Here is a 2,275-nt window from a genome sequence, read left to right as displayed (position 1 = left end):
GTCAACCACGAACTGCGAACGCCCTTAACCAGCATGACAATGGCAATTCGCATGCTGCGGCAAACAGGGCTATCGGACGATCGCAGCGCTCGCTACCTTGACATTCTTGAGCAGCAGTGTGCTCAAGAGACAAACTTAATCAATGACCTGCTAGCGCTGCAAGAACTGGAATCGAAACAGGTACAGCTTCAGCTCGAAGAATTGGATCTTAAAGCGCTGATTGAAGATTTAGCGGCGACATTCTCCCAAAAATGGGCTGCCAAAGGGCTATCACTAGTGCTGGATTTACCGTCGCAACCGCTAAGACTGCGAAGCGATCGTGGCAGTCTTAACCGCGTTTTGCTGGAATTACTGACCAATGCAGGAAAGTACTCAGACCCCAACACCCGTATCGCTCTAAAGGTGGTTCACCCAATTGAGCAAGCGACGCACGAAGTTGTGTTGACCCTCAGTAATACGGGACCGGGCATTGCACCCGACGAACTGCCCTATATCTTTGACAAGTTCCGCCGCGCCCAAGGAGCAACGCAGAATGCGGTTCAGGGAACAGGACTGGGACTGGCGCTGGTCAAATGCCTCGTGCAACACCTCAATGGCGTGATCGCTGCATCGAGCTGTCCCACAAGTGATGTGCAATGCTGCGAAACCTGCTTTACCTTGACCTTACCGCAGGTTCTAGACGGAAAAATCTGACGCGGGATCAGGGGTAGTCGATCGACCGTTAAGACCTGATCACGGTTTTATTTGCGCTGTTATTGATGATTGCGCCTGCGCGGCTAGCAGTTGCGGCACGGTAACGAACTTGTAGCCGCGTCGTTGCAGCGTCGAGATGACTTGGGGAAGCGCTTGCACTGTGGCGCGGCGATCGCCGCCGCCGTCATGCATCAGTACAATGCTGCCTGGTTGTACAGCACTCAGTACGTTGTCAACAATGATGGGCGCGGAGACGTAGTAGTCGTCAGATTCGACAGACCACAGCGTTACAGCGTACTTCTGCTGCTGGGCAAACGATGCTAGACTCCCCTTCAGGTTGCCACCCGGTGGGCGAAACAAGCTGGTCCGCAGTCCAGTCGTATCGTAGATCAGCTTCGCGGTGTTGTTGATTTCTTCCGCAGCGGTGAGTTCATCGACGTTTTCCAGAACGTGCCGCCAGGTATGGTTTCCGATCGCGTGCCCCTGTGCAACCACTTTTCGAGCAATATCCGGGTTCTTCTGAACTTGCAATCCCACCCAATAGAACGTGGCTTTAATGTTGTTTTGCCGCAAAATGTCCAAGACTTGCTCCGTTGTCTCAGTCCAGGGACCATCGTCAAACGTCAGCGCCACAAGCTTCTCTGACCCTATAGACTGGGCTTCCCGCACAACCTGTCCTTGAAAGGATTCTGGCACGGTAAGGAGCGCCTGTGAGCTGTCCTGCATAGCAGCACGGAGTTGCGCTTTGTTAGAGGACTGAGCCAAATCTGCTGAAGCGATCGCCGCTGGACTCACTGCCGCTGTAGGCTGGTTGATCGCGCGATTGTGAGTCAACTCCCAGTGCAGCATCCAGTAGCACAAGAAAAAGCCAGCCACCGCTAGTCGGCTGATCACCAGCGATCGCAGCACCTGAAACCAAAACCAGGATGCTGTCTGCTGGGTCAGTAAGTGCGCTCGAGACTGACGCCGCGTACGGCGGTTAGCTGGAGTAATAATGCGGACAGACTGCTGCCAGAGCGGCGTCGAGTTTCCCGCGATCCTTGCCACAATTCGAACATCTCGAATCGACTCGGAGTTCAACGTCCACAATCGGTAGCAGATAAACCGCACAAGCTGCTTTTGCAGTCGAAGCGGATGCTCCCGCGATCGAGACTGGGTAAAATCCACCAAAAAATGCAGCCGTCCGGAGCGTGTCGGTTGAATGCGGATGACGAGTCCGTGGGGTCCTAAGAGGCTATTCATCCAGTAGGCGATCGCTCGAAGGTTCCCCGCCCGCGCTAGCTCTAGAATGGACGGTCGATACAGCGCACTCGAATGACTCATTCCTCAACCCCATGCCCAATTCGGATGAACCGCGATTAATCAACGGTGCTTCTACAAAACATCTGGGGAACAGAGTAACCCAGAAACCCACACATGGACCATTTGTTTCGCAATTTCCCGATCGATCTCGTTTGCAAGTGTGAACACGTGTAGCATTCTGTCTGACAGTACGACTAATCTTCGATTGGTTCTTCAGCAGAGGACACGGGCAACCACGGCACCTGTGGCAGGCGGCTACTCGTCGTCTACAGAAGGCGAA

Annotated in this window: 2 protein-coding genes; one reads left to right on the top strand and one right to left on the bottom strand. The window is 54.0% G+C overall.

Features of this window, described 5'->3' with window-relative positions:
* Positions 1-693 (top strand): HAMP domain-containing sensor histidine kinase (locus H6F43_RS13370; RefSeq protein ID WP_190343235.1); only part of this gene is annotated, 693 nt, incomplete at its 5' end.
* Between the two features lie 39 nt (positions 694-732).
* On the opposite strand, the gene H6F43_RS21875 is transcribed toward H6F43_RS13370, so the two are convergent.
* Entirely contained in the window at positions 733-2,016 is a 1,284-nt protein-coding gene (locus H6F43_RS21875) for a polysaccharide deacetylase family protein (protein WP_199290331.1), read from the bottom strand.
* Between the last annotated feature and the right edge of the window lie 259 nt (positions 2,017-2,275).

Origin of the sequence: Leptolyngbya sp. FACHB-36 (assembly GCF_014695955.1) — a bacterium.
In the GTDB taxonomy this organism is placed as follows: Bacteria; Cyanobacteriota; Cyanobacteriia; order Leptolyngbyales; family Leptolyngbyaceae; genus FACHB-36.
Note: the sequence above shows the minus strand (reverse complement) of the source record. Positions and strands in the feature narration are given on the sequence as shown.